Origin of the sequence: Streptomyces sp. SID5910 (assembly GCF_009862125.1) — a bacterium.
Lineage (GTDB): Bacteria > Actinomycetota > Actinomycetes > Streptomycetales > Streptomycetaceae > Streptomyces.
This window is the reverse complement of record NZ_WWHX01000544.1, coordinates 1-427: the sequence shown is the minus strand read 5'-3', so window position 1 is coordinate 427 and position 427 is coordinate 1. Positions and strand designations below refer to the sequence as shown.

1 pseudogene is annotated in these 427 nt (G+C 79.4%); it reads left to right on the top strand.

The window, feature by feature from the left end:
• Positions 1-96: 96 nt before the first annotated feature.
• Positions 97-427 (top strand): annotated as a pseudogene (locus tag GTW67_RS19010) (type II secretion system F family protein); the annotation flags it as partial.

Genomic DNA, 427 nt, shown 5'->3' with positions numbered 1-427 from the left:
CGGAGGGGGACTGGGCTGCCTGCTGGCCGGCGCGGTTCTCGAAGGCCTCGGAGTGTGGTGGGTGACCCGGATCGTGCGGGGCGCGGAGGCGGCGGCGTGAACGGCGACGTTGTCCACAGGCTGGGGGCAGTGCTGGGGACGGTGCTGGTCCTCGGGTGGCTGGCGGACCGGGCCGTGGCCGTGCGGCGCGGGCGGTCGGTGCGCAAGCGGCTCGGAGCGCTGCTGATCCCGGCGCCGGTCCGGGCCGGTCCGCGGCGCGGCGAGGTGCTGGACACCGCGCGCAGATGGCTGCCCCTGGCGGGGACGGCGGGCGCCGGGTGGGCCCTGATGGGCGGCGTCATCGGCGTCGTGGTGGGGCTGGCCGCGGCGGCGGCGCTGTGGCGATGGCACGCCCACCGGTCGGCCCCCGGGGCGGCCGCGGAGGAGG